19 protein-coding genes are annotated in these 19,501 nt (G+C 63.8%); 14 read left to right on the top strand and 5 right to left on the bottom strand.

What is annotated here, in order from left to right:
* Nucleotides 1–71: 71 nt before the first annotated feature.
* The 7 genes from hpaH to APH30_RS02090 all read left to right on the top strand — a co-directional run bounded on the left by hpaH (nt 72) and on the right by APH30_RS02090 (nt 7,909).
* The gene (gene hpaH / locus APH30_RS02120) at nt 72–875 is read left to right on the top strand and encodes a 2-oxo-hept-4-ene-1,7-dioate hydratase (RefSeq protein ID WP_054911584.1); all 804 of its coding nucleotides are present in this window, start codon (nt 72–74) and stop codon (nt 873–875) included.
* Entirely contained in the window at nt 872–1,669 is a 798-nt protein-coding gene (locus APH30_RS02115; RefSeq protein ID WP_054911583.1) for an aldolase/citrate lyase family protein, read from the top strand. Before hpaH ends, APH30_RS02115 begins: the two co-directional genes overlap by 4 nt.
* Before the next feature lie 47 nt (nt 1,670–1,716).
* A complete protein-coding gene (locus APH30_RS02110) occupies nt 1,717–3,192 on the top strand; it encodes an aldehyde dehydrogenase family protein (protein WP_054911601.1) in 1,476 nt (491 codons plus the stop codon).
* 15 nt (nt 3,193–3,207) lie between these two features.
* A complete protein-coding gene (locus tag APH30_RS02105; protein ID WP_054911582.1) occupies nt 3,208–4,074 on the top strand; it encodes an extradiol ring-cleavage dioxygenase in 867 nt (288 codons plus the stop codon).
* 43 nt (nt 4,075–4,117) lie between these two features.
* Nucleotides 4,118–5,425 (top strand): MFS transporter, encoded by a 1,308-nt coding sequence (locus APH30_RS02100; RefSeq protein WP_054911581.1) that lies wholly within the window; start codon nt 4,118–4,120, stop codon nt 5,423–5,425.
* Nucleotides 5,426–5,447: 22 nt separating this feature from the next.
* On the top strand, nt 5,448–6,395 hold the full coding sequence (locus APH30_RS02095) for a fumarylacetoacetate hydrolase family protein (protein ID WP_054911580.1): 948 nt from the start codon (nt 5,448–5,450) through the stop codon (nt 6,393–6,395).
* A gap of 68 nt (nt 6,396–6,463) precedes the next feature.
* Entirely contained in the window at nt 6,464–7,909 is a 1,446-nt protein-coding gene (locus tag APH30_RS02090) for an aldehyde dehydrogenase family protein (protein WP_054911579.1), read from the top strand.
* Here the strand turns inward: APH30_RS02090 and APH30_RS02085 are convergent.
* The 3 genes from APH30_RS02085 to APH30_RS02075 are packed head-to-tail and all read right to left on the bottom strand — an operon-like array spanning nt 7,899 to nt 11,159.
* A complete protein-coding gene (locus tag APH30_RS02085) occupies nt 7,899–8,798 on the bottom strand; it encodes a 2-hydroxyacid dehydrogenase (protein ID WP_054911578.1) in 900 nt (299 codons plus the stop codon). The genes APH30_RS02090 and APH30_RS02085 overlap by 11 nt on opposite strands.
* Nucleotides 8,799–8,843: 45 nt before the next feature.
* Nucleotides 8,844–9,623, bottom strand: coding sequence for an enoyl-CoA hydratase-related protein (locus APH30_RS02080; protein WP_054911577.1), 780 nt, complete (start codon nt 9,621–9,623; stop codon nt 8,844–8,846).
* Nucleotides 9,624–9,632: 9 nt separating this feature from the next.
* Nucleotides 9,633–11,159 (bottom strand): 3-hydroxyacyl-CoA dehydrogenase, encoded by a 1,527-nt coding sequence (locus APH30_RS02075; protein WP_054911576.1) that lies wholly within the window; start codon nt 11,157–11,159, stop codon nt 9,633–9,635.
* A gap of 192 nt (nt 11,160–11,351) precedes the next feature.
* Here APH30_RS02075 and APH30_RS02070 point away from each other — a divergent pair, with 192 nt between their 5' ends.
* The 7 genes from APH30_RS02070 to APH30_RS02040 all read left to right on the top strand — a co-directional run bounded on the left by APH30_RS02070 (nt 11,352) and on the right by APH30_RS02040 (nt 17,024).
* The gene (locus tag APH30_RS02070; RefSeq protein WP_082416100.1) at nt 11,352–12,110 is read left to right on the top strand and encodes a GntR family transcriptional regulator; all 759 of its coding nucleotides are present in this window, start codon (nt 11,352–11,354) and stop codon (nt 12,108–12,110) included.
* Nucleotides 12,107–12,733, top strand: a complete 627-nt coding sequence (locus APH30_RS02065; RefSeq protein WP_082416099.1) for a glutathione S-transferase family protein — start codon at nt 12,107–12,109, stop codon at nt 12,731–12,733. The genes APH30_RS02070 and APH30_RS02065 overlap by 4 nt, the downstream gene beginning before the upstream one ends.
* Nucleotides 12,734–12,819: 86 nt before the next feature.
* The gene (locus APH30_RS02060; RefSeq protein ID WP_218186800.1) at nt 12,820–13,500 is read left to right on the top strand and encodes a glutathione S-transferase family protein; all 681 of its coding nucleotides are present in this window, start codon (nt 12,820–12,822) and stop codon (nt 13,498–13,500) included.
* Nucleotides 13,501–13,516: 16 nt separating this feature from the next.
* Nucleotides 13,517–14,728, top strand: coding sequence for a CaiB/BaiF CoA-transferase family protein (locus tag APH30_RS02055; RefSeq protein ID WP_054911573.1), 1,212 nt, complete (start codon nt 13,517–13,519; stop codon nt 14,726–14,728).
* 3 nt (nt 14,729–14,731) lie between these two features.
* Nucleotides 14,732–15,373 carry a carboxymuconolactone decarboxylase family protein gene (locus APH30_RS02050; protein ID WP_054911572.1) on the top strand — a complete coding sequence of 214 codons (642 nt, stop codon included), beginning with the start codon at nt 14,732–14,734 and terminating at the stop codon, nt 15,371–15,373.
* Nucleotides 15,373–16,260 carry an amidohydrolase gene (locus tag APH30_RS02045; RefSeq protein ID WP_054911571.1) on the top strand — a complete coding sequence of 296 codons (888 nt, stop codon included), beginning with the start codon at nt 15,373–15,375 and terminating at the stop codon, nt 16,258–16,260. The genes APH30_RS02050 and APH30_RS02045 overlap by 1 nt, the downstream gene beginning before the upstream one ends.
* Nucleotides 16,260–17,024 carry an enoyl-CoA hydratase-related protein gene (locus tag APH30_RS02040; protein ID WP_054911570.1) on the top strand — a complete coding sequence of 255 codons (765 nt, stop codon included), beginning with the start codon at nt 16,260–16,262 and terminating at the stop codon, nt 17,022–17,024. The genes APH30_RS02045 and APH30_RS02040 overlap by 1 nt, the downstream gene beginning before the upstream one ends.
* A 55-nt stretch (nt 17,025–17,079) precedes the next feature.
* On the opposite strand, the gene APH30_RS02035 is transcribed toward APH30_RS02040, so the two are convergent.
* A complete protein-coding gene (locus APH30_RS02035) occupies nt 17,080–17,931 on the bottom strand; it encodes an alpha/beta fold hydrolase (RefSeq protein WP_054911569.1) in 852 nt (283 codons plus the stop codon).
* An 83-nt stretch (nt 17,932–18,014) separates the two neighbouring features.
* A complete protein-coding gene (locus APH30_RS02030; protein WP_054911568.1) occupies nt 18,015–19,289 on the bottom strand; it encodes an OprD family outer membrane porin in 1,275 nt (424 codons plus the stop codon).
* Between the last annotated feature and the right edge of the window lie 212 nt (nt 19,290–19,501).

The following is a 19,501-nucleotide window of genomic DNA, read 5'->3' as shown; positions in this document are numbered from 1 at the left end:
CTAAGTCAATCCGTAAGAATCCCCTCAATCCACAACGACAACAGGCCACTCATGGCCGGGGGACACCCACAGTGCTTGAGCGATCAACTCATCGGGCGTTGGCTGCCGAACTTCACGAAGCGCAGGTTTCGCGCCAACAGGTGCGGCAGTTTTCCCAACGCTTCCCTGATATGACGATCCACGACAGTTATGCCATTCAACGCGAATGGATAGCGCTGCAGCTGGCCCAGGGGCGCAAGGTCATTGGCCACAAGATCGGCCTCACCTCACGGGCCATGCAGATCTCGGCACAGATCACCGAGCCCGACTACGGCACCTTGCTCGATGACATGCTGCTGGCCGACGGCTCTGAAGTACAGGCGTCGCGGTTCATCGTGCCGCGCCTGGAGGTCGAGCTGGCGTTCATCCTTGCGCGCCCCCTGCGTGGCCCTGACGTGACCTTGCTCGATGTGCTCAACGCCACTGACTATGTGATGCCTGCCCTTGAACTGATCGATGCGCGAATCGAGCAGTTCGACCGCGATAGCAAGGTGCCCCGCCAGGTGCGCGACACCATCGCCGACAACGCAGCCAACGCCGGGATCATCCTGGGTGGCCGGCCGATGCGGCCCGACCAGGTGGACTGGCGCTGGGCTGGTGCGTTGCTGTTCAAGAACGGGGTCATCGAAGAGTCGGGGCTGGGGGCGGCGGTGCTCAACCACCCCGGCAATGGCGTGGCGTGGCTGGCCAACCGTTTTGCCCTGCATGGCGAAGGCCTTGAAAGCGGGCAGATAATCCTGGGTGGCTCGTTCACGCGCCCGGTCGCATGTGCGCCTGGCGACACTTTCCATGCCGACTACGGCCCGCTCGGTTCGATCTCGCTGAGGTTCGTATGACCGCCCGTTCCTTCCGTGAAGCGCTGGCCCTCGACACGGCGCAAATCGGGTTGTGGCTGGCCCTGGCCGATGCCTACAGCGCTGAAGTCTGCGCTACCGCGGGGTTCGACTGGCTGTTGATCGACGGTGAGCATGGCCCTAACGATCTGCGCACGATTCTGGCGACCCTGCAAAGCCTTGCAGCCTATCCCGGGCACCCCGTGGTGCGCCTGCCGCACGGGGATGCGGCACTGATCAAGCAAGTGCTGGAAACCGGTGCCCTGACGCTGATGGTGCCCATGGTCGAAAACGCCGAACAGGCGCGCGACCTGGTGCGGGCCATGCGCTACCCGCCGCAGGGTGTGCGGGGTGTGGGCTGCGGCCTTGCACGGTCGTCACGGTGGGGCGCCGATGCGCAGTACCTGACCCAGGCCAACGAGCGGGTGTGCTTGCTGGTTCAGGTGGAAACCGTAGAGGCGCTGGCCAACGTGCAGCAGATCGCCGCGGTGGAGGGGGTGCACGGCGTGTTCTTCGGGCCTGCCGACCTGAGCGCTTCGATGGGCTTGATCGGGCAGCCGGGGCACCCTGAGGTGGTCGCCGCCATCGAGCAGGCGATCGACGTGGTGAACGCTGCAGGAAAAGCGGCCGGGGTACTGAGTACCGACCTTGCCTTGGCACAGCGCTACACGGCGCGAGGCGCACGCTTCGTCGCCGTAGGGGTGGATGCCACGCTGCTGGCGCAAGCGGCACGCACGCTACTGGGGCGCGTCCGGGCACCAGCGTCCGAGGCCGCACCTGCTTCCTCCGGTTATTGAGCCCCAGGCGCTTGATGACCTTCAACAACGACAAAATGGAGTTATCGATGCCATCTGCCCTTATTGACGTGGCCGGTGTACAGGTTTCCCCCGACCACTATATCGACGGCCAGCGGATCGCCTCGGCGACCACCTTCGAGCTTTTCAGCCCCATCGACCAGCAGGTGCTGGGCCATATCGCCGAGGGCGAGGCGGAGCATGTGGAGGCCGCGATCGTGGCCGCCGAGCGTGCCTTCACCTCGTGGAGTGCACTCAGCGCGGCGCAGCGCAAGGTGTACCTCGACCGCTTTTCGGAAGAGATCGGCAAGCGCGCCGACGCCTTTTGCCTGCTGGAAAGCACCGACGCCGGCGTGCTGCTGTCGCGCATGCGCCATGGTGTGATCAACCGCGCCAAACTGAACATCAGCTGGTTTGCCGAGCACGCGCTCACCCTGCAGGATCGCTGCCTGGAGACCGAGCAGGCGACCCACCACATCCGCCATGACCCCGCCGGCGTGGCCGTGATCATCACGCCGTGGAACTCGCCGTTGATGCTGGCCACCTGGAAGCTGGGGCCGGCGCTGGCAGCCGGTAACACCTGCATCGTCAAGCCGCCGGAGTGGGCACCCCTGACCAGCTCGTTGCTGGCTGACGCCGCCCACGCCGCCGGTTTGCCGGCCGGGGTGCTCAATATCGTGCAAGGGACCGGGGCGAAAACCGGGTCCAAGCTGGTCAGCGACCCGCGGATCGCGCGCATCTCGTTCACCGGCAGCGTGCCCACTGCCAAGGTCATTGCCGGTGCTGCCGCTGCCAACCTGGTGCCCTGCAGCCTGGAACTGGGTGGCAAAAGCGCATTCATCGTGCTCGAGGATGCCGACCTGGATAACGCTGCTGCCACCGCAGCGCTGATGTATCGCAATGCCGGGCAGGTCTGCCTGGCGGGCACCCGGCTGCTGGTGCATGAGCGTGTTGCCGAGCGTTTCGTCGCCGCCATGCGTAGTTACGTGGAAAACCTGGTGGTGGGCGACCCTCGGGATCCGGCGACCGAGGTGGGGCCGGTCATTCACCCGCGCCAGGTCGAACGTATCCAGGGCTTTATCGAGCGTGCGGTCAGTAGCGGGGCACAGGTGCTCTGGGGCGGTGACAAGCACAGCTACGGTGCCCAGTACCTGCAGCCGACCCTGATCGGCAACGTCGAGCAGGCCGACGAGATCGTCCAGAACGAGGTGTTCGGCCCTGTCCTGACCCTGCAGACCTTCAGCAGCGACGCGCAAGCCGTGGCCATGGCCAACGGCACGGACTTCGGCCTCGGCGGGGTGTGCTATGGCGAAACCGTACACGCCACGGCCGTCGCGCAGCAGGTGCGCACCGGCTTCATCTGGGTCAACAGCTTCGGTATCCGCGACCTTGCCGCACCGTTTGGCGGCATCAAGCGCAGCGGCATCGGCCGCGAGGGGGGCGACTGGAGCTTCGAGTTCTTCTGCGACGTGAAAGACGTGGTCGTGCCGCAAAAGCCGTTCCGCGCCAGTTTCAGCCAGCGATAACAAGGAAAACGAAAAATGGGACAAATAGTCGGCGCGGCGATTGTGTCGCACCACCCAGGCCTGATGCAGTGTGAAGAGTTCCGCCGCGCCATGGGCGCCGGGGAGGACTCTGACCTGATTGCCGGGTTTGCGCGTGTACGCGAAAAAATCCAGGCGCTCAAACCCGATGTGGTGGTGATCTTCGACAGCCACTGGTTCACCACCGGTTATCACCTGGTCGATGCCAGTGCGCGTTATGAAGGGCGCTACACCTCAGATGAAATGCCGTGGTACCTGCATGGGGTGCCCTATGCCTACCGTGGTTACCCGGCGCTGGCGCAAGCCATCGAGCAGGTGTCCCGCGAGCAGGGGGGGTACAACCGGGCAATCGCCCACCCAGACCTGGAGCGCCAGTACGCGACGATCAACGTCATCAAGCTGCTGCGCCTGGAAACCCTGGACATTCCCGTGGTCACCGTCAGCTCCTGTCAGAACTGCGAATGGCCGCAGTTCCTGCAGTCGGGCGAGGCGGTCGGCGAGGCCATCCGGCGCAGTGACCTGCGCGTGGTGCTGCTGGCATCAGGGGCGCTGAGCCACAAGTTCAACGGCATCGACTGGAAGCCCAACAACCCGCGCATTTTCCATGAAAGCAACGTGTCTTCCGCGGCGGCCATGGAGAGTGACAAAGGCGCTATCGCCTTGATGGCCGAAGGGCGCCATGACCAGATTCTGGCGCGCTGGGATGAAGACTACCGGCGCCAGCCGTGGGAAGCGTTCGGTGCCCATTACCTGCAGATGCTGGGTGCATTGGGCGGCGACAAGTTCCAGGGCAGGGGTACTGCGCTGTCGGAATACGAGAACGCCCGCGGTACCGGCAACATCCACGTCTGGTTCGACGTCTGACCGATTTCCAACCACCCCTACAATAATAAGATGAGGCAAACCCATGAACGGTAATGCCGTTACCGGCCCGCTACCGCTGGCCGCGCTGGACATTGAAGAAGCCACCTATTCCCAGGTGACGCGGCGGCTGATTCCTTTCTTGTGCCTGTGCCTGGTCATCGCGTTCCTTGACCGGATCAATGTCAGTTTCGCCAAGCTGCAGATGATGGACGACCTGCAGTTCAGCGAGGCAGTGTACGGCCTGGGTGCAGGCGTGTTCTTTCTCGCCTACTTCCTGTTCGAGCTGCCGAGCAACCTGATCATGCACCGCGTGGGCGCCCGCCGCTGGATCGCGCGCATCATGATCAGCTGGGCGTTGCTCACCGGTGCGATGGCGTTGGTCCATGATCAGACCACGTTCTACATACTGCGCTTTTTGTTGGGCGCCGCGGAAGCAGGGTTCTTCCCCGGCATCGTGCTTTACCTCACCTACTGGTACCCGGTTAACCGCCGCAGCCGGATCATGGCGCTGTTCATGTCGGCGATACCGCTGGCGGGTTTGCTTGGCGGGCTGTTCTCGGGCTGGATCATGGATTCGCTCGATGGCAGCTACGGCATGGCCGGCTGGCAGTGGCTGTTCGTGGTGGAATCGATACCGTCGCTGATCGTGGGGGTAGCGGTGCTGTTCTACCTGGACGATCGTATCAGCAGCGCCAAGTGGTTGACCGACGAACAGAAGACCTTGCTGCAGGCGCGCATCGACAGCGAAAGCAAGGTGAAAACCGAGCTGTCACTGGGGGCAGTGCTACGCCACCCGTTGGTGTGGATGTTCGCGCTGGTCTATTTCGGGAGCTCCATGGGGCAGTACGGGTTTGGGTTCTGGCTGCCTTCGATCATCAAGGCAACCGGCGTTGAAAGCACCACCCACATCAGCCTGTTGTCGGCAATCCCTTACGCCTTCGGCGTGGTTGCGATGATTCTGGTCGGCCGCCACAGCGACCGTACCGGCGAGCGCCGTTGGCACTATTGCGCGGCTGCCAGCACCGGGGCATTGGGCTTGGCCCTGGCCGTGGTGTTCCAGCACAACACCATGGCCGCGATGTTCGCCCTGACCCTGGCCAGCATGGGCCTGCAGAGCATGGCGCCGATCTTCTGGTCCATGCCCACGGGCATGCTGGGCGGCGTGGCTGCCGCTGCCGGGATCGCCCTGATCAACTCCATCGGCAACCTGGCAGGGTTCTTCAGCCCGTACCTGGTGGGCTGGGTCAAGACCAATACCGGTACTACCGCCAGCGCCATGTACATCATTGCCGGCTTCGTGCTGATGGCCGGGTTGGTGGTTGTCGCTTTCGTGCGCACTGGCAAGCGCTGAACATTTCAAGAGGTTAGAAAAAATGGATTTCGAGTTTCCAATCCAGGCCTTGCCTGAAGTCATGCGTGGCCCCCGTGTCGAGCGACGCCGGGTGTTGTTGGGCGGCACCGCGTGCTGGGGCACGCTGATCGAGGAAGGTGACGCGGCCGGGCAATTGCGCCTGGACGATGGTCGGGTGATCGCTGCCGAAGGCCAGGCCTACCTGCCGCCGGTCAACCCCGGCAAGATCATCGCTGTGCACATCAGCTACAGCTCGCGGAGTTTCGAAACACGCAACAAGGCCAAGCCCACCGAGACCCCGACGTATTTCGTCAAGCCGCGCACGTCGCTCAATGGGCATGAAGGGCAGATCCACAAACCCGCAGACTGTCAGTACCTGAACTACGAGGGCGAGTACGCCGTTGTGATCGGGCGCAACTGCCGTAACGTCACCCCCGATGAAGCCTGGGCCTACATCGAAGGTTTTTGCCCGGCGCTGGACATGGGCCTGCAGGATTTCCGCGACACCGACCAGGGCAGCATGCTGCGCGTCAAAGGCGCCGACACGCTGCTGCCGATCGGCCCTGGCATCGTGCGCGGGGTGAACCTGTTCGAGCAGACGCTGCGCACCTACGTCAACGGCCAGGTGGTCCAGCAGGCCCACATCGGCGATGAAACCATCTGGGGCCCGCATTACGTGATCGCCGACCTGGCGCGGCATATCACCCTGGAGGCGGGCGACGTCATTCTCATGGGCACGCCGTGCCACTCGCGCAGTATCGGCGCGGGCGACGTGGTGGAGTGCGAGGTGACCGGCATCGGCCGCATTCGTGGGCAGGTCATTGCCATCGACGCACCGCGCGCCAGTGCGCTGGGTGTCGGCCATCAACCCACCGACAGCCCGGAAGTTCGCCGTGTGGCCCTGGGGTTCGACGAGCGTGTGCCGTCGTTACTGAAGGACAACCTCGCGCGCGCCCGCGAACGGGGCTGATGTGCCAGTGGCAGCGCCGCGCGGGGTGAGCGCTGCCGGTCTTTAGGATGTGGGAGTAGCCCAAAGCGATGTATTGCAATTTCATCGATGGAAAATGGGTCGAGGGCCAAGCGGTCTCGACCAACATCAACCCCTCTGATACCCGAGATATCATTGGGCACTTCGCACGCGCCAGCGAAGCCCAGGCGCAAGCAGCGTTCGCCGCCGCCAGCGAGGCGCTGGCGGAGTGGGCAGCATGGGGGCCGCAACAGCGCAGCGATGCACTCGACAGCATCGGCAGCGAAATTCTGGCCCGCCGTGACGAGTTGGCAGACTTGCTGGCACGGGAGGAGGGCAAGGCCTTGCCCGATGCCCGCGGCGAGGTGCTGCGGGCGGGGCAGATCTTCAAGTTCTTTGCCGGTGAGTGCCTGCGCCTGCCAGGCGAGCTGCTGGCTTCCACCCGCCCGGGCATGACGGTGGAGATTACCCGTGAACCGATCGGTGTGGTGACGGTGATCACCCCGTGGAATTTCCCGCTGGCGATTCCGGCCTGGAAGATTGCCCCAGCCTTGGCCTACGGTAATACCGTGGTGTTCAAACCCGCTGAACTGGTACCTGGTTGTGCCTGGGTGCTCGCTGAAATCATCAGCCGCGCTCGCCTGCCGGCCGGCGCATTCAACCTGGTGATGGGCAGCAGCCGCGAGATCGGTAATGTGCTGCTGAACGACCCCAGGCTGGCGGCCATCAGCTTTACCGGTTCGGAGGGCACTGGCCGCAAGGTGGCGCAAGCAGCAGTCGCCCGCCCAGGTGGCATGGCGCGCTTCCAGCTGGAGATGGGCGGCAAGAACCCACTGGTGGTGCTGGACGATGCCGATATCGAGGTGGCCGTGGCCTGCGCCCTCGACGGCGCGTATCACGCGACCGGGCAACGCTGCACGGCATCGTCACGGCTGATCGTGACCGACAAGGTCCATGACCGCTTTGTGGCGGCGATGCTGGCGAAGCTGCCAGGCTTGCAGGTGGGCGATGCGCGCAACCCGGCAACCCGGATTGGCCCGGTGGTGGATGCCGCGCAACTCGCCCAGGACGTCGACTATATCCAGCTGGGCCAGCGCGAAGGCGCTGAGCTGGTGTACGGCGGCCAGGCCATTGCAGAGGTCGAGGGCAAGCCCGGCTTCTACCTGACGCCCGCGTTGTTCGTTGGCGCTTCGCCGGCCATGCGTATCTGCCAGGAAGAGATTTTCGGCCCGGTGGCGGCGGTGATCCGGGTGGCGGATGCCGAGCAGGCGTTGGCCGTGGCCAATGCAACGCCTTATGGCTTGTCGGCCGGGGTGTGCACGACCTCCCTCAAGCAGGCTGCGCAGTTCAAGCGCGGGCTGCAAGCCGGCATGGTCATGGTCAACGCGCCGACCGCAGGGGTCGACCCCCATGCGCCCTTTGGCGGGCGCAAAGGCTCCAGCTACGGGCCCAGGGAGCAAGGCCGTTATGCGGCCGAGTTCTTCACCCAGGTGAAAACCAGCTACATCAACCCGTGAGCCCGGCCTGGAAGTGAGCGGCAGCGCGCTGGTACAGCAGCGCTGCCATCTCGGCCCTGGTTTCAACGGTAATGGCAGCCGCATGCGGGGAGAGAATGACGTTGGGCAGGGTGGCGAGGCGGCTGTCGAGTGCCGGTTCGCTGGCGAACACATCCAGCGCCGCGGCTGCGATGACGCCTTGGCCCAACGACTGGATCAGGTCATCTTCCGCGACCACGGAGCCGCGCGAGATATTGATCAGCGTGCCAGCGCTGCCGAGCGCCTGCAGTACCTGGCTACCGACCAGCCGGTCGGTGGCGGGGGTTGCAGGGCAGCACAGCACCAGCACATCACACCAGGCCGCCAGTTGCTCGATGTGATCGAAATAGGCAAGCCCGGCTGCCGGCTTTGGCCTGGGCGTGTGGTAGCCCACCTCAAGCCCCAGCCCCTGCATGCGCTGGGCCACCAGCGTGCCTATCTTGCCCAACCCCACAATGCCGACTTTGCTGCCGCTGACGCGGCGGGTGGGTGTGAAGGCTTCCTTGCCCCACTGGCCGGCCCGGACGAAGCGATCCGCCTGGGTAACCCTGCGCTTGGCTGCATACAGCAAAGCCACGGCGTAATCAGCGGTGTCTGTGGTAACCGCGTCGGCGGTATTGAACACCTCGATGTGCCGTGCTGCCGCTTCAGCCAGGTCGATGCGGTCCAGGCCGGCACCGTTGCACAGAATCAGTTGCAAACGCGGCAACTGGGCCATCTGCTGAGCGCTGGCACCGACCATGCTGGTGGTCACGGCCACTTCGATCTGCTCGGGCGCTTCGGCCTGCGCGATGGGGCACACCTCGAAGCGCGCCCGCAGGCGGCGCTCCAGCATGTCGGGAATGGGCCCGAGATTGACGATGGTCGGCATGTTCAATGGTCCTTGCAGGTGGGTTTCGCCTTGCCGCAGCAGGCATCAGTGCCCGCGATACGTTGGCTTGCGCTTTTCCAGGAAGGCAGTCATGCCTTCTTTCTGGTCTTCGCTGTCGAACAGTTGCACGAAGGCGCTTCTTTCAAGCTTCAACATGCTATGCAGGGGGGCGTCCTCACCGGTAGCCAACAGTGCCTTGATCGCCCGCACGGCCAAGGGCGGCTGAGCGGCGATACGCGCGGCGATGGCACATGCGCGCTGCAGTGCAGCGCCTTCGTCACACACTTCGGAAAGCATGCCGGCATTGAAGGCCTGTTCAGCGCTGAGGGGTTCACCTGTGAGGGTGAGCAACGCCGTGCGGTACTTGCCGATGGTGCGCAGCAGGCGCTGGGTGCCGCCTGCCCCTGGCATGATGCCAACGTTGATTTCCGGCTGGCCGAGGCGCGCCGTGCGCGAGGCAATGATGATGTCGCAGGCCAGGGCCAACTCGCAGCCGCCACCCAGGGCGTAGCCCTCGATCGCGGCGATCACCGGCTTTTCGCAGCGGTCGACGACTTCGAACAGGCGTCCGGTTTGCAGGGCCGTGTGTTCAGTGGGGGTCATGTCGCGCATCTCGGCGATATCCGTGCCGGCGACGAAATAGCCACCTGCACCGGTGATCACCAGGGCATGCACGCGCGGGTCGCCTGCCAGTGCCTCTACGGCCTCGGCCAGCAGCTGTTTGATTTCCAGGTTCAGGGCGTTGCGACGCTCTGGCCGGTCGAGGGTGATGATGGCGTAGCCATCTGTGTGAATCTGCTGGTGAACGGGGTTTGTCGAAGGCATGTTCGGGCTCTATTCAGCGTGGTTCCAGGGCGTATTGGTCAGTGCCTTGCGGCGCAGCAGCGCATTGGCGCGGTAGCGGCCATCGGGGCAGGCGCGGGCCAGGTTGTCCAGCACGGTGACCACGTTGTGGTTGCCGAACGCGTCGGCCCAGGCCAGCGGGCCCACCGGGTAGTTGACCCCCTTGAGCATGGCAAGGTCGACCGCCTGCGCGGTGGCGATGCCTTGGCTGACGGCCTGCGCGGCTTCGTTGGCAAGCATGCACAGCGTGCGTGTCACGAGCATGCCCGCCACGTCGTCGATGATGACCACCTGCTTGCCCAGCGCCTGGAAAAAGCCAACCACGCTATCCAGGGAGGCGCGCCTGCAGGTGTCGGCGCCGCTGAGCACGACCAGGGAGGCTGCTTCAAGGTGGGTGGAGGCGTCGAACAGCACGACCTGGTCGAGTTCCTGGGCGGTCGCCAGCGCGAGGGCAGTCAGCCCGAGGCAAGGGCGTAGCTGCACGCCGTCGACCATCAGGTAGCCGTCGCCGTTGTGCCTTTCGATGTGGCAGCCATGTTCCTCGGCCACGTGCCGAACGGTTTGCGCCCCAGGAAAATCGCCAAATTGCTGGACCAGCTTTGGTTGTGGGCAAGCGGCTTCATAGGTGATGGCATCGGGCGTCGAGCCCGGGTCGTAGCGGTAGAAGCCGCGGCCGGTCTTGCGGCCCAGCCACCCTGCGTCCACCAGTGCTTTCTGGGTGAGCGAAGGGCGGTAGCGAGGGTCCTGGAAGAAGGCGTCGTAAATGCTTCGCGTCACCGCAAAATTGGTGTCGTGGCCGATCAGGTCCATCAGCTCCAGCGGCCCCATGCGAAACCCGCCTGCATCGCGCAACGCGGCATCGATCACTGCAGCAGGCGCCACCTGGTCTTCCAGGCCCAGCAGGGCTTCGGCGTAGAACGGGCGGGCCACGCGGTTGACGATGAAGCCTGGCGTTGACTTGCACTCGACTGGGCATTTGCCCCACTGGGTGGCCAGTTCACTGACCTGGGCTACCACGGTTGCGCAGGTGGCTTCACCTTTGACCACCTCGACCAGCGGCAGCACCGTTGCCGGGTTGAAGAAATGCATGCCGACCATGCGCTGCGGCCTTTGCAGGGTTGCCGCGATCGCCGTGATCGAGATGGAGGAGGTGTTGCTGGCGAGGATGGTGTGCTCGCCGACCACTGCTTCAAGTGCGCTGAACAGTTGTTGCTTGATTTCCAGGTTTTCGATGATGGCTTCCACCACCAGTGCGCACGCCGAGAGTTCGCTCAACTCGGCTGCCAGGGTCAGCCGGGCCAGGCATTCGTCCCGTTGCCGGGCAGTCAGGTGCCCGCGCTTGACCCATCGATCCAGCGAGGCGGTGACGCTCTCGGCGCCCTGGGTCAGCGCTTGCTCGCGGGTGTCGTGCAGGTACACGGCATGCCCGGCTCGCAAGGCCACGGCGACGATGCCCGCACCCATCGTGCCTGCCCCTATGATGCCAATGCTGGCTGTTTTGCTCAGTGCGGTGCTCATGCCTGATACCCGTGTGACAGTGCGAATGATGCCAACACTGTACTTACACGAGGCTTTAAAGGTCAATAGGATGACCTATAGAATTAACTGCCAATGGACCTTAAAGGCTAATAATGCAAACCTATGGTTTATGCGATACTGCCGCCGCGCGATCAAGGCATGCCCCACGGGGCTCACAGACGAGACGAATTGATGAAAGACCTAGATGCATTGGCCAGCAAGTCAGGCATTGATTTCAGCCGCAGTGGCGTAGCCCGCTACATCCAGCTGGCCACGTTGTTCCGCCGCAGGATCGAGCAAGGCCTGTGGCCGGTAGGCGGGCAGATACCCACGGTGGATGACCTTGCCGCGGAGTGCAGCGTGGCTCGCGCAACGGTGCGTCAAGCGCTGGACATCCTCGAAGAGGACAAGCTGATACGGCGCTTCCGTGCCAAGGGCACCTTCGTCATCCAGCAGCCACAAGAGCAGATGTGGTGTGAAGTGCCCACCGACTGGTCGGGCCTGTTGCTGTCACCGGAAGGGGTCACGACAGAAGTGCTGTCTTTCGACGTCAAGGCCCAGCCTGTCAATGTGCAGCACAAGATCGGTGAAATGGCACCGGAGTACCGGTGCTGGCGGCGCCGCCACCTGCGCGAAGGCAAACCGTATTACATCGGCAACGCATTCATCGATGCGCGGCTGGTGCGCAAGATTCCGGCGAAACTGCTTGAAACCCACACGACCTTGCGAATTCTCAAGGACCTGCCCGGCCTGACGCTGAAGGAAGTGCACCAGACCATCACCATTGGCACGGCAGACCTGGCGACTGCAGAGGCGCTGGAGATCCCGCTCAATGCCCCGGTTGCCTATTGTTACCGGTCTGCCATCGATGACCAGGGGCGGTTGGTGTTCGTCGGGGATGGGGTATACCGAGGTGACGTGGTCAGGCTCGACGTCAAGGTCAGCGTATGACTGGCGGGATGACGCTGCATTGGTCGCCACTGTCGCCGTTCGTGCGCAAGGTCATGTGCGTGATCCATGAACGCCGGCTGGCAGGCCAGGTGCGCTGTGTGCGCACCAAGGTCTCCCGGCACGTGCCCAATGCTGCGCTGCTGGCGATCAACCCGTTGATGCGCATTCCAACACTGGAGCTGGGTAACGGCTCGGTGTTGTTCGATTCTGTGGTGATCTGTGAATACCTCGATACCCTCGGGCACGGCCCGGGGCTGTACCCGCAGCAGGCCGACAGGCGTTGGCAAGCCTTGCGCTGGCAGGCGTTGGGCGATGGCTTGTGTGACACGCTGATTGTATGGCGACATGAACGTGAGCGGCCCGAGGCCCAACAGCAGCAGGACTTCCTGCACGCCAGCGCACTCAAGCTCTCATCGACCCTGCAATTGCTGGAGCATGAGGTGGCGCAACTGGATACGGTTGCCTACGGTATTGGCCATATCGCGATCGGCTGCGCCCTGGGCTACCTGGCGGTTCGCTTCGCCGACGTGCCGTGGCATGCCAGCCACCCCCAGCTTGCCCAATGGCAGCAGCGCTTCGAGGCGCGCGAATCCAGCCGGTTGAGCGCGCCTGCGCACGCCTGAGAAAAAATCATTGCACGGGGGATGGCAAGCGCTTTTCAGATAGGTCTATACTGAAAAGGTCATAAAGTTAGCACATAGGATCAAAAGTGACCTTTGTCTCTACTCCCCACCCGGCAAGCCAAGCGATGACCCTGCACTGGTCGCCGCGCTCACCGTTCGTACGCAAGGTGATGATCGTACTGCACGAAACGGGTCTGCTCGACCGCGTCACCTGCGTGCGCAATGTCGTGGGCATGAACCAGCTCAATGAGCAGGTCATGCTCGACAACCCCTTGAACAAGATTCCGACGCTGGTGCTGGCCGATGGCCGCAAGCTCTACGACTCGCGTGTCATCTGTGACTTTCTCGATGGCCTGCACAATGGCACCAGGCTGGTCCCGGTCGACCGTGCCCGCTACCTGCAAGCCATGACCTGGCAAGCGCTGGGCGACGGATTCATCGATGTGCTGTTGCTGTGGCGCAACTGGTACATCGACCGTGGCTTGCCCCACGACTGTGCCGACGACCCCTTTCTCAATGCCTTCAACGCAAAATGCCAAGCCGTGCTCGCCGCCCTGGAAGCCCAGGCTGCCGAGCTTGAAGCCGCACCCTTCGGGCTAGGCCATATCGCCATCGGTTGTGCGCTTGGCCAGCTGGATTTTCGCTGGTCATTCATTGCCTGGCGCCCTGGCCACCCGGCCCTGGCGCACTGGTATCAGCAGTTCCAGTCGCGCCCCGCCGTGGCCGCGACCGCAATTCGTGATGACAACGCGCCGAGCGCCACCTAACTCTGGAGTCCATAACATGGCAGGCCCACTTTCACATATCCGCGTTCTCGATCTGAGCCGGATCATGGCAGGCCCCTGGTCGGGACAGGTTCTGGCTGACCTCGGTGCTGACGTAATCAAAGTCGAGCGCCCCGAGGTCGGGGATGACACCCGTACCTGGGGGCCTCCCTTCCTCAAAGACCAAGCAGGCAACGCGACGAAAGAAGCCGGCTACTACCTGTCGGTCAACCGCGGTAAACGCTCGGTCACCGTCGACCTGGCGGACCCGGCCGGGCAGCAGGTGGTCAGGGAGCTGGCGGCCGCGTCGGATATAGTCCTGGAGAACTTCAAGGTCGGTACCTTGAGCCGCTACGGGCTGGGTTACGACGATCTCAAGGCGGTAAAGCCGGATATCATTTACTGCTCCATTACCGGGTTCGGGCAAACCGGACCCAAGCGCGACAACGCCGCCTACGATTTCATGATCCAGGCCATGGGCGGCTTGATGAGCGTGACCGGGGAGCGGGACGACCTGCCGGGCGGTGGACCACAGAAGGTCGGTATCCCGATCGTCGACATCATGACCGGCATGTATGCCACCGTGGCGGTGCTGGCTGCACTGGCGCACCGCGAGCGCACCGGTGAGGGCGAGTACATCGACCTGGCCATGCTGGATGTGCAGACGGCGGTGCTGGCGAACCAGGCCATGAACCACCTGGTATCGGGCAAGACCCCGCAGCGCGCTGGCAATCGCCACCCGAACATCCAGCCACAAGACGTTTTCAAGTGCGCCGATGGCCACATCGTGCTGGCGGTAGGCAACGACGGTCAGTTCCGGCGTTTCTGCGAAGTGATTGCAGCGCCAGCACTGGCCGACGATCCCCTGTATGCCACCAACCAGGCCCGGGTCGACAACCTGCCGTCCTTGCTGCGCCTTATCGCCGAGCGGCTTGCCGAACGCCCGCTGCAGGAATGGCTGAGCGCGCTGGAAGCAGCCAAGGTGCCGTGCGGGCCGATCAACACGGTGCCCATGGTGTTCGCCGACGAGCAGGTCCAGGCCCGAGAAATGCTGCGCCAGCTGCCCCACCCACTGGCCGGCGTGGTACCGCAAGTGGTAAGCCCGATTCGCATGCGCAATGCCAGCCTGGATTTCAACCGTGCACCGCCGCTGTTGGGCCAGCACACGGCTGAGGTGTTGCGTGAGCTTGGCATCACGATCCCTGTTCCATCCGCCGCCTCGCAGGAGTGAGTCATGGCCAGAATTCCGCTGTTTGATGCCCGCACCATGTCCGAGGCGCAGGCTGAAGTGTATGAAGCCGTTGTCCGTGGCCCCCGCGGGCGCCTTGTGGGCCCTTTGCGGGCCGCCATGCATAACCCGGTGCTGGCTGACCGCTGGCAGCGCCTGGGCGAAGTGCTGCGTTACGACACGGTGTTGCCCAAACGCTTGAGTGAACTGGCGATCCTGGTCACTGCGCGGCGCTGGAATGGCCAGCTGGAATGGCATATTCACGCCGACGACGCAGCCAAGGCCGGGTTGCAGAGCACGATCATCGACGCCATTGCAGCAGGGGAGGCACCGGTGTTCGACGACTCGGAGGCCTGGGACATTTATACCTTCGCCCGGCAGATGCAACTGCATGGCGACGTTCAGGAAGACGTGTACGAGCGCATTCATGCGCGCTGGGGCACGGTGGGCGTGGTCGAATTGTCTTCGGTGATCGGCTACTACACGCTGGTTGCCATGACCCTGAACGTGCACCGTATTCCGTTGCCCGATGAGGTCAAGGCGCCCCTGCAAGTGGCAACCGATGCCCAGTGCGGCTTACCGCGTTTGACAGAGCCGGCGCCGGCGGTTTTCCAGGCTGGCGCACACCCTGCGATGGGGGAGCGTTGATGGACACCATTGAACCGCGCATGCCGGCGCACACCGCTCGAAGCGTGCCGGCGGGTGCCTGTGACGTGCACTGCCACGTCTTCGGCCCGCTCGATACCTTTGCCACCGGCCCGGCCACGTATGCGATTCCATTGGCAGCGCCCTCGGTCTATCGCCAGATGCTGGACAGCGTCGGCCTGGACCGGGGCGTGCTGGTGCAGCCGGCACCTTATGGCACCGATACCCGCGCCCTGGTCAATGCCCTGGGTGAGCTGGCCGGCCGGGCACGGGGCATCGCCGTTGCCGATGCGAGCATCAGCGACGCCAGCCTCGACACCTTGCATCAGGCGGGGGTACGCGGGCTGCGCTTTATCGAGATGCTCGACCCCAGCAGCGGCAAGCGTTACGCCGGCAGCATAGGCGTCGATACCCTGTGCCAATTGGCGCCACGCATGCGCGAACGGGGCTGGCACGCGCACATCTGGGCCAAGGCCCAGGACTGCCCGCGTGTCTTCGAAACGGTCAGGCATCTCGACATGCCGATCGTGTTCGACCACATGGGGCAATTCGATGTGGCGGCCGGCGTGGAAGGCGCGGCGTTCCAGCAGTTTCTGGCCCTGCTCGACAGCGGCCAGGTGTGGGCCAAGCTGTCGCTTTGCCGGGTGTCCCGGCAGGCACCTGCATACGCCGAGCTGCAGCCATTCCACCAGGCCCTGGTGAACAAGCGGCCAGACAGGCTGCTGTGGGGGTCTGACTGGCCCTTTGTGCGCATGGCCGAACAATCGCCGGACGTGGGCCAGTTGCTGGACGTGTTCATGAACTGGGTAGGGGACGAAGCGATCATTCGTCAGATCCTGGTGGACAACCCTGCCCATCTTTTCGGTTTCGACAGTAAGGAAAGCGCGTGATGCAAGATTTGAAGCTTGAGATCAACGAGGGCGTGGCGGTCGTCACGCTGGACCGTGCACCGGTTAACGCAATCACCTTGGCCCACTACCAGGCTATCGGCGAACTGTTCACCCGGCTGGGGAGCGACCCGGCGGTCAACTGCGTGATTTTCACCGCTGCCGGTGATCGGGCCTTCTGTGCTGGCCTGGATCTGCACGAGTTCCTTGCCGCGACCGTCGATGAAGACCCTGCGCGTGCGGCAGTCGTGCGGCAATGTTTCGCGGCGGTACGCCAGTGCGCGGTGCCGGTGATCGCAGCGGTAAACGGCCCTGCGTTGGGCGCCGGAACGGTGCTGGCGGCAGTCTGCGATATTCGCCTCGCCAGCGAACGGGCAAAGTTCAGCATGCCGGAGATCAACGTCGGCCGCTGTGGCGGCGGCGCGCACCTTGGGCGTTTGATCGGGCAGGGCAACCTGCGCAAGATGTTCTTCACCGGGCTGCCGATCGACGCCGCAGAGGCGCTGCGCATTGGCCTGGTCGAGGAGGTTCTGGCGCCTGAGGCCCTGATGTCGCGGGCCCAGGAGCTGGCCCGGCTGATCGCGAGCAAGAGCCCGCTGGGCTTGCGCATGGGCAAGGCGTCGCTCAACGAGATCGAGTTCATGCAGGTCGAAGACGGCTACCAGGTCGAGCAGGGCTACAGCACCCGGCTGATGGCGACCGAGGATGCCCGTGAAGCGACCCGGGCGGTGGTGGAGAAGCGCGCCCCGGTGTTCGTCGGGCGCTGATCAGGCGGGGTGGCGCAAAGGGAGATCAGTGATGATCTCCCTTTTTTCGTCACGCTTACCGAGGTAAGCCATCAGCCCAATCGGCAATGGCGTCGGCGGTTTCCAAAGGCTTCTCCGCCGGCAGCGCATGGCTCGCATGTGGGATGACCTTGATCGTCACCCGGTCGCCGAACTCCTCCTTGGTTTCCATGCGCGAGCGCTCGGGCCGGAAGGGGTCGGCGCCAGCCTGCAAGTCCAGGATCGGGGCGCTGCCGCCTGCCCAGTAGCTCTCTTTGGGGGTATTGGCACGTGCCTCCCGCTGGCTTTGCGTGACCTGCGGGTGCCACCCGGTCAGCCAGGGGCGCGGATCATTGCCTTCGGCGAAGAAGGCCAGGCGCAACGCGGCGAGTTTTTCATCCTCGGGGGTTTGCTCGGCGTTGATCCGGGTGATGGCATCGGACAGCTCGCTGGGCCACTGGCGTGCGCCACCGGCAAGCAGCACGATCCCGCGCACAGCCTGTGGGTGGTCGCTGGCGATGGTCTTGGCGATCCACTGGCCGTACGCATGCCCGGCAACGATTGCCGGGCCGCCTTCGGCGGCGATCACGTTGGCGAAGTCGTCGCCGAAATCGTGGAACGTCACGTTTTTCATCGGCCCTTTACTGCCTGCCACACCCCTGGGTTCGGGCAAGACCACGCGATAGCCGCGGCGCACCAGTTGCTCGGCCAATGGGGCGAATTCGGCGCTGCCGCGGCCAGTGGAGGCCAGGATCATCACCAGCGGCCCCTGGCCCTGTACCGAGTAGGCGATGGTGGCGTCGGCATGCTGGATGGTGCGGTGGGCGATGTTGCCCTGCGACCAGGCGGCCGGGGCGAGCGCAATTGCGCACAAGACACTCAGAGGGGCGACTAATTTCGACAGTTTCATTGAACACCTTCCGGTTGGGGGGAAACCCCTGCACCCCACCCGCCAGAGCGTGGCCGGCGTGGGGGAGGGTGGAATGAGCTGGATCAGAACTTGAAGCTGTAGTCGACGATCAGGCGGTCCTGGTCGCTGTTGCGCTGGTAATTGCTGCGCAGCACGCCATGGCGCCAGCGCACGGCGAGGTCCTTGAACGTGCCGCTTTGCACCACGTAGCCGATATCGGTATCCAGTTCCCGCTCGCGGCCATCCTGCTGCACCCCGACGACCTGGGCGTTGTCACTTTTCACATAGCGCACGGTCAGCATCAGCCCGGGAAGGCCGGCAGCCGCGAAGTTGTAGTCATAGCGCGCCAGCCATGAAGCCTGGTTCTGCTTGGCGAAGTTGGTCAGCATCATTTCGGTGTGCAGGTAGGTGGCTGTATTTTCCAGCTGCGGGTATGCGCCTTTGCCATCGACCTTCTGGTAGCCGGCCTGCAGCGTGTGGCCGTTCCACTCATAGCCGAACAGCCCGCTGTACACCCGGTTGTCGATAGTGCCGGCGTCGCCAGCGCCGGCTTCCTGGGAAGCGAACAGCCTGATGTCGCTGACCAGGCGCCCCGGCCCCGCCGGCAACTTGCCTTTGATGCCGACGAAGTGTTGGCGGTAGACGTCTTCCAGCTCACCGAGGTTGTAACTGAGCACCACATCCTTGCCCAGCGCGTAGTCTGCTGCGGCGTATTTGAAGTCGCGGTTGTCGGTGCGTGGGTATTGCCCGTTGGCGTAGGCGATACCGATGCCCTGGTAATCGGTGGAGTCCCGGTGGCGGGCGCGGTCGAGCCTGCCGGCGCGCAGGGTCAGCCCGCTGATCGAGGTGTTGGTGACCTGGGTGCCGCGGAAGTCCTGGGGGAACAGCCGGGTGGTGCTTGGCTGCAACACGCCCAGGCTCGGGTTGATGGTACCGACCAGCACTTGCGTGTCCTGGTACAGCCTCAGTTTCGCGGTGAGGGCCAGTTTGCTGTATTCGTCCTGTGACTCGCGGGCATAGCTGGGGCCACCCGGGCGGCTTTCGGCGTTACGCGGTAGCAGGCCAGAGCCGCTTCGCTGCGGACCTGAGTCGAGCTTGAAGCCGTACATCAGTGCTGCATCCAGGCCCAGGCCAATGTCGCCTTCGGTGTAGCCGGACTGGAAGCGAAAGGTCAGGCCCTGGGCACTTTCTTCGACGCGGTTCTGGCCGCTGCCATCCCGGTAATCGTTCTGGAAATAGAAGGTTCTGGAGTCCAACGAGGTTTTGCTGTCATCGAGAAAAGCGGCTTGTACGCCTGACGACACGGCGAGGGTAAGTGTGGTCAGCGTCAGCAGCTGCCGGTTCAGGTTTGTTGTCATTGTTACCTGTCCTATGTGGGGGCGTTTCTATCGGCTGGCATCGCGTCAGCCCACCACAATTACCGGCGAGGACGACCTAAAAGTCAATAGGCTATAAAAATGACCTATTGACTTTTAGGTCGTGCAGCGGTCTCATGGGACCACAGCAAGCGCCCAGGGCTTGGCTGATAGCCGTACACTGAGCGGCACGCTCATGTGACGGCAAAACCGAT

Source organism: Pseudomonas sp. NBRC 111127, assembly GCF_001320345.1.
Classification (GTDB): Bacteria; Pseudomonadota; Gammaproteobacteria; order Pseudomonadales; family Pseudomonadaceae; genus Aquipseudomonas; species Aquipseudomonas juntendi.
Note: the sequence above shows the minus strand (reverse complement) of the source record. Positions and strands in the feature narration are given on the sequence as shown.